At 61.9% G+C, this 6,272-nt stretch carries 8 protein-coding genes; 7 read left to right on the top strand and 1 reads right to left on the bottom strand.

The window, feature by feature from the left end:
• Positions 1 to 41 precede the first annotated feature (41 nt).
• Complete coding sequence (locus tag HMPREF3096_RS09035) at positions 42 to 3,011, bottom strand: Tn3-like element TnShfr1 family transposase (RefSeq protein ID WP_070544396.1); 2,970 nt, start codon at positions 3,009 to 3,011, stop codon at positions 42 to 44.
• 158 nt (positions 3,012 to 3,169) lie between these two features.
• Here HMPREF3096_RS09035 and HMPREF3096_RS09030 point away from each other — a divergent pair, with 158 nt between their 5' ends.
• The 7 genes from HMPREF3096_RS09030 to HMPREF3096_RS09000 all read left to right on the top strand — a co-directional run bounded on the left by HMPREF3096_RS09030 (position 3,170) and on the right by HMPREF3096_RS09000 (position 6,201).
• Positions 3,170 to 3,460 (top strand): nucleotidyltransferase family protein, encoded by a 291-nt coding sequence (locus tag HMPREF3096_RS09030; protein ID WP_001247892.1) that lies wholly within the window; start codon positions 3,170 to 3,172, stop codon positions 3,458 to 3,460.
• Positions 3,457 to 3,858 carry a HepT-like ribonuclease domain-containing protein gene (locus HMPREF3096_RS09025; RefSeq protein WP_001293886.1) on the top strand — a complete coding sequence of 134 codons (402 nt, stop codon included), beginning with the start codon at positions 3,457 to 3,459 and terminating at the stop codon, positions 3,856 to 3,858. The genes HMPREF3096_RS09030 and HMPREF3096_RS09025 overlap by 4 nt, the downstream gene beginning before the upstream one ends.
• Positions 3,848 to 4,204 (top strand): cupin domain-containing protein, encoded by a 357-nt coding sequence (locus HMPREF3096_RS09020; protein ID WP_000215515.1) that lies wholly within the window; start codon positions 3,848 to 3,850, stop codon positions 4,202 to 4,204. Before HMPREF3096_RS09025 ends, HMPREF3096_RS09020 begins: the two co-directional genes overlap by 11 nt.
• Before the next feature lie 254 nt (positions 4,205 to 4,458).
• Positions 4,459 to 4,785: a hypothetical protein gene (locus HMPREF3096_RS09015; protein ID WP_003100858.1), complete on the top strand. Its 327-nt coding sequence runs from the start codon at positions 4,459 to 4,461 to the stop codon at positions 4,783 to 4,785.
• Complete coding sequence (locus HMPREF3096_RS09010) at positions 4,782 to 5,282, top strand: hypothetical protein (protein ID WP_003100856.1); 501 nt, start codon at positions 4,782 to 4,784, stop codon at positions 5,280 to 5,282. The genes HMPREF3096_RS09015 and HMPREF3096_RS09010 overlap by 4 nt, the downstream gene beginning before the upstream one ends.
• Positions 5,279 to 5,650 (top strand): hypothetical protein, encoded by a 372-nt coding sequence (locus tag HMPREF3096_RS09005; protein ID WP_003100853.1) that lies wholly within the window; start codon positions 5,279 to 5,281, stop codon positions 5,648 to 5,650. Before HMPREF3096_RS09010 ends, HMPREF3096_RS09005 begins: the two co-directional genes overlap by 4 nt.
• Entirely contained in the window at positions 5,644 to 6,201 is a 558-nt protein-coding gene (locus HMPREF3096_RS09000; RefSeq protein ID WP_003100847.1) for a recombinase family protein, read from the top strand. Before HMPREF3096_RS09005 ends, HMPREF3096_RS09000 begins: the two co-directional genes overlap by 7 nt.
• The last annotated feature ends 71 nt before the right edge of the window (positions 6,202 to 6,272 follow it).

Here is a 6,272-nt window from a genome sequence, read left to right as displayed (position 1 = left end):
ACCGGGAAGGAGGGAGTGACCATCTCATTAAAAATCGTACGCTAAGACCCAGAGAGCGGACGTAGCGGTCGGAATTTCCCCACGCCTACTTTGGAGCTACTGCGCCAGAGGTAATCGCCGGTCAGGTTGATATGCTCCCAACCCAGCGGCGACAGGTACTGCAACAGCCCTTCATCGACACCATGGCCGTGGCCGCGCAAAGCATTCGCGGCGCGCTCCAGGTAGACCGTGTTCCACAGCACGATGGCCGCCGTCACCAGGTTGAGGCCACTGGCCCGGTAGCGCTGCTGCTCGAAACTGCGGTCGCGGATTTCGCCCAGCCGGTTGAAGAACACCGCCCTGGCCAGCGCATTGCGGGCTTCGCCCTTGTTCAATCCGGCATGCACACGACGGCGTAGTTCCACGCTTTGCAGCCAGTCCAAGATGAACAGCGTGCGCTCGATGCGCCCCAGCTCGCGCAGCGCAACGGCCAGGCCGTTCTGGCGCGGGTAGCTGCCGAGCTTGCGCAACATCAGCGAGGCCGTCACCGTGCCCTGTTTGATCGAGGTAGCCAGGCGCAGGATTTCATCCCAATGGGCACGAATAGCCTTGATGTTCAACTTGTCGCTGCTAATCGTCGGTCTGAGTGCGTCGTAACTGGCTTCACCCTTAGGGATGAACAGCTTGGTGTCGCCCAGGGCGCGGATGCGCGGCGCGAAGCGGAAGCCCAGCAGATGCATGAGGGCAAAGACATGATCGGTGAAGCCCGCCGTGTCGGTGTAGTGCTCCTCGATGCGCAGGTCGGACTCGTGGTACAGCAGGCCGTCGAGCACGTAGGTCGAGTCGCGCACGCCGACGTTCACGACCTTGGTGTGGAACGGCGCGTACTGGTCGGAGATGTGCGTGTAAAACGTCCGCCCTGGGCTGCTGCCATATTTCGGGTTGATGTGCCCGGTGCTCTCGGCCTTGCTGCCGGTGCGGAAGTTCTGGCCGTCCGACGATGACGTGGTGCCGTCACCCCAATGCTCGGCGAAGGGATGCCGGAACTGCGCGTTCACCAATTCGGCCAGCGCCGTCGAATAGGTTTCATCGCGGGTATGCCAGGCTTGTAGCCAGGCGAGCTTGGCATACGTTGTGCCGGGACAGGACTCGGCCATCTTGGTCAGGCCGAGATTGATCGCGTCGGCCAGTATGGTGGTCAGCAGCAGGTTCTTGTCCTTGGCCAGGTCGCCCGATTTCAGGTGCGTAAAGTGGCGGGTGAAGCCCGTCCATTCATCCACTTCCATAAGCAGTTCGGTGATCTTGATGTGCGGCAGGATCATCGCGGTCTGGTCGATCAGCGCCTGCGCGGTGTCAGGCACCGCCGCATCCAGAGGCGTGATCTTCAGGCCAGACTCGGTGATGATGGCGTCCGGCAGGTCGTTGGCCGCCGCCATGCGGTTGACGGTCGCAAGCTGTGTTTCTAGCAGCGTCAGCCGGTCATGCAGGTACTGGTCGCAGTTGGTGACCACAGCCAGCGGCAGTTCGCTGGCCAGCTTGAGGCTGGCGAATTTCACAGGCGGTACCAGGTAGTCCTCGAAATCCTTGAACTGGCGTGAGCCTTGCACCCAGATGTCGCCGGAGCGCAGCGCGTTCTTCAGTTCCGACAGTGCGCACAACTCGTAGTAGCGCCGGTCGATGCCGGCATCGGTCATCACCAGCTTCTGCCAGCGCGGCTTGATGAAGTCGGTCGGCGCATCGGCAGGCACCTTGCGTGCGTTGTCGCTGTTCATGCCGCGCAGCACCTCGATGGCGTCCAGCACATCCTTGGCAGCGGGCGCAGCCCGCAGCTTGAGCACGGCGAGGAATTCCGGCGCGTACCGGCGTAACGTGGCGTAGCTCTCGCCGATGCGGTGCAGGAAATCGAAGTCCTCGGGCTGCGCGAGCTTCTGCGCTTCGGTGACATTTTCGGCGAAAGCATCCCAGGATAGTACGCCCTCGATGGCGGCGAACGGATCGCGGCCCGCTTGCTTGGCCTCGATCAGCGCCTGGCCGATGCGCCCGAACAGCCGCACCTTGGCGTTGATCGCCTTGCCGGATGCCTGAAACTGCTGCTGATACTTGTTCTTGGCGGCGTTGAACAGCTTGCCCAGGATGCGGTCGTGCAAGTCGATGATTTCGTCGGTGACCGTGGCCATGCCCTCGATGGCGAGCGCGACCAGGGTGGCGTAGCGCCGCTGCGCCTCGAACTTGGCCAGGTCGGCGGGTGTCATCTGGCCACCCTCGCGGGCGATCTTGAGCAGGCGATTCTGGTGCACCGACCGCTCGACGCCGGAAGGCAGGTCGAGCGCCTGCCATGCCTTGAGGCGTTCGATGTGTTCGAGCATGTGCCGCGAATTGGGCTTGACGGGTGACTGGCGCAGCCAGGCCAGCCAGGTCGTTTTGCCGTTGTCCCGGCGTTTGAGCAGATCGTCAAGGCGGCGACGATGCGCGTCCGATAGCGGTTCGGACAAGGTTTCGTAGATTTGCCGGTTGGCGCGGGTGATCGCCTCGGCACAGACGCGCTCGACAACATCCAGCGTCGGCAAGATGACGTGTCGGTGCCGCAGGTCGTCGAGAACACTGTTGGCCAGCATGATGCCCTTGTCGGTTTGCAAGGCCAACTCGGTCGCGGCATGGACAGCCTGCCGATAGTGCGCCAGGCCGAACGGCTCCATGCCCAAATATGCACGCAGCTCAAGCAGATGCTCGCGCCGGGTTTCTTCCCTCTCTGCATACTGTGGCCAGCACGATGGATCGATGCGCAGTTGCCGTCCGATCCATTGCAGCAGGGGCATCGGCACCGCAGCGTCGGGCAGCAGGCCCTGACCGGGAAAGCGCAATAAGCATAATTGCACCGCGACACCCAGGCGGTTGGCGTCACCGCGCCGCTGGCGGATTAGTGACAGGTCGGGTTCGCTGAACGTGTAGAGCCGGATGAGTTCGTCTTGGGTATCGGGCAACGCCAAGAGACTGTCGCGCTCTGCGGCGGAGAGGATTGAACGGCGGGGCATGCAGTCTCCTTCTTCTCAAAAACGTAGGTTTGTGACAAGCCCGCCAAGGCAACCGGCGCGGCACGGGAATCAAGGCATTGCGATTCTCGAAAATAGTTCTTGAAATTCTATTCTTGATTGCATATCATCTCAACGAGTTTCGATAAGAAAGGATGCGCATGCGACCGTCTGTTGTGCTTGACATGAAGCGAAGCGCAGTGCGTGAAGCGGTAGGCCGCTTTCGCGCCGCGAACCCGCGCGTCTTCGGCTCGGTGCTGCATGGCACCGACCGGGATGGCAGCGACCTCGACCTGTTGGTCGATGCGCTGCCCGGTGCCACGTTGTTGGACTTGGGCGATTTGGAAGAAGAACTGAAATCGCTGCTCGGCGTTGACGTCGATCTGCTGACTCCCGGCGACCTGCCGCCGAAGTTCCGGGCCAAGGTGCTCGCGGAGGCGCAACCGATATGAGCGAGAACCGCCTGCCCGATTACCTCGACCACATTCAGCAGGCCGCAACCGATGCGCGCAGCTTCGTGGAAGGGATGGCCAAGGACGACTTCTTGGCCGACAAGCGCACCCAGCAGGCCGTCATCATGAGCCTGATCGTCATCGGCGAGGCGGCCACAAAGGTGATGGATGGCTACGTCGAGTTCACCCAGGCGCATGCCGACGTGCCGTGGCGCAGCATGCGCAATATGCGTAATCGCATGGCTCACGGCTATTTCGACATCAACCTCGATGTGGTGTGGGAGACGGTACAGGAATGGCTGCCGGCGTTGCTCCAGCAATTGCCCGCCGTGCGTCAGGATGCCGACGATGAAGACCGTAACGACAACTGTGAAAGAGGGATCTCCGATGACTGTTGAATCGAGAATATTTTCTGTAGCCGAGTATGTTCAGCCGTCCGAAGGCGAGCCTATTCGTTCCGTTGTGCTTGAAACCCGAGACTCAATTATCGTGGTTTGGCATGTCCATCCCGGGCAGGAAATTGCGGCTCACATTCATCCTCACGGCCAAGACACGTGGACTGTTTTGTCGGGAATGGCTGATTACTTTCAGGGCAATGGGATTGTTCGTGCCCTCAGGGAAGGTGAGATAGCCGTGGCAAGACCGGGCCAAGTGCACGGGGCGCGAAATACAGGTACCGAGCCATTTGTGTTAGTCTCGGTTGTGGCATCAGCCAATGCCGGTTTCGTATTGGCTGAGCGATAGAGCCCAATCTCTGGAGTTGGTCCAATGAGCGGTCGGGGAGATAGGTAACAGACATGCAGCGGACACGGCTGCTAAACCAGGTCGCAAACCTCCTTGCGTCGCAGCGTGCCGCAAGCGACGCGATCAATCGAATGGGGTCGGCATGAGACTGAACACCATCCAGTTCCCGACCGCGTAGCCGCCTGTCCTGCCGATCAGGTCTTGACCATCGACGCCTGGGATCAGTCCTGAATGTTCTTGGAGACCACTACGTTATGAGCCGCAGCCGCCGCAAAACACCCATCGTCGGGCACACGACCTGCGGCAGCGAGCGCGAGGACAAGAAGCTCTGGCATCAGCGCTGGCGCACCCGTGAGCGCACGGCGCTGACCAGCGCGTCGCCCGAAGCCCTGAGCGCCCATCTGCCCCTGCTGGAAAACCAGGCCAGCAGCGTCTGGTCGATGGGCAAGGATGGCCGCTCCTACTGGCCCGTCAAGCGCCAGGCCGCCACGGCGGATCGCATCGCCAATCACAAGGGACGCAACCCGCAAGAACGCGCCTCCCTGAAAAAGCGCCTGCTGCGCAAGTGGATGAGCAAATGAAGCTCTCCTTCCATCAGCACATTGCGCTGTTCTGGATGATCGGTGCTCCGGGCGTCTTCGCGCCCGTGATCGAGAACGCCAAGCGGCCCGATGCCGGCGCCGTCATGGCGTGGGGTGTCGCGATCGTGGCGGTGATGATCCTCTTCACCCCTTTGCTGCTGCGCTGTCCACCATTCCGGCGCTGGTATGGCCGGACGGATGCGCTGTCGGAGCGGCAGCGCCAGGCGCTTGCCGAGCGCGGCCTGCGCCGCTACTACCAGACCGCTTTCGATGACGGCTACGTGCCCCGCGTGATGCCCTACGTGTGGCGCATCATCTGGACGGTCGGCGGGTTGATGGCTGTGACCGCCGTACTGCCTACCAACACCGGACGGCCAGCCTTCGATGCCTTGGTGGTCTTCTCGACCTGGTATCCGATAGGCGTGATGCTGCTGGTTTTCGCGTCGAGGCCCCTTGGCCGGTTGATTCGCCAAAGAGCACAGGAGCGGCGGAAATGAGCACGTCAACCATCGAGGCGCTGGCCAGCGCCTGGGCAAGGATTGCCGAGGAAGCGGAATTCCCCGCTGACTACGAGGGGACTGCCACACCACAAGCGCATCGGGCTAGCGAAGCTATTCAGGAGCAGATTCGGGAGCGCATCGTCGCCACCAACGACATGCGGCTGTTCAGCCTGCTGCACCTGCTGGGTCAGGCGTCGCTGCGCATGGAGCAAGCGCTGTGGCCGGAGGATTACGAGCGGATGACGCGCGAGGTTGAGGAAGCCCTGCGGCAAGCCACCGACGCCAACGCCAGATCGTACACCCACGAAGAAGTGATGCAGGCGATGCAGGAACGCATCGACCGGGCGCGAGACAAGCCATGTTGATTGGCTATGCGCGCGTCTCGACGCAGGATCAGAACCTGGAGCTGCAACGCGAAGCCTTGAGCAAGGCCGGATGTAAAAAGGTCTTCGAGGACAAGGTGAGTGGCACGCGGGCAGACCGGCCTGGCTTGGCCAAGACGCTCGAAATGCTGCGCGAAGGCGATACTTTGGTCGTCTGGAAGCTCGACCGGCTGGGCCGGTCGGTCAAGCAACTGGTCGATCTGGTCGGCGATCTGCACAAGCACGGTGTCCAGTTCAGGAGCCTCACCGACTCCATCGACACCGGCACACCATCCGGGCGGTTCTTCTTCCACGTCATGGCGAGCCTTGCCGAAATGGAGCGCGAGCTGACCGTCGAGCGCACCCGCGCCGGGCTGGAAGTCGCCAAGCAGCTCGGCCGCAAAGGCGGCCGCAAGCCGAAGATGACCGACAGCAAGATCGAGTCGGCCAAGAAGCTGCTGGCCAGCGGGGTGCCGCCCAAGGACGTGGCCAAGAACCTCGGCGTGTCCATTCCGACGCTGTACCGCTGGGTGCCAGCCTCCACGCACGCTTAGCGTGCTTTATTTAATGAGATGGTCACTCCCTCCTTCCCAGTACTATGCTGAGGACAGGCTTTCATTCGGAG

The organism is Klebsiella sp. HMSC25G12, from assembly GCF_001807705.1.
Classification (GTDB): Bacteria; Pseudomonadota; Gammaproteobacteria; order Enterobacterales; family Enterobacteriaceae; genus Klebsiella; species Klebsiella variicola.
The sequence above is the reverse complement of the archived record's forward strand: the minus strand, read 5'-3'. Positions and strand labels throughout refer to the sequence as shown.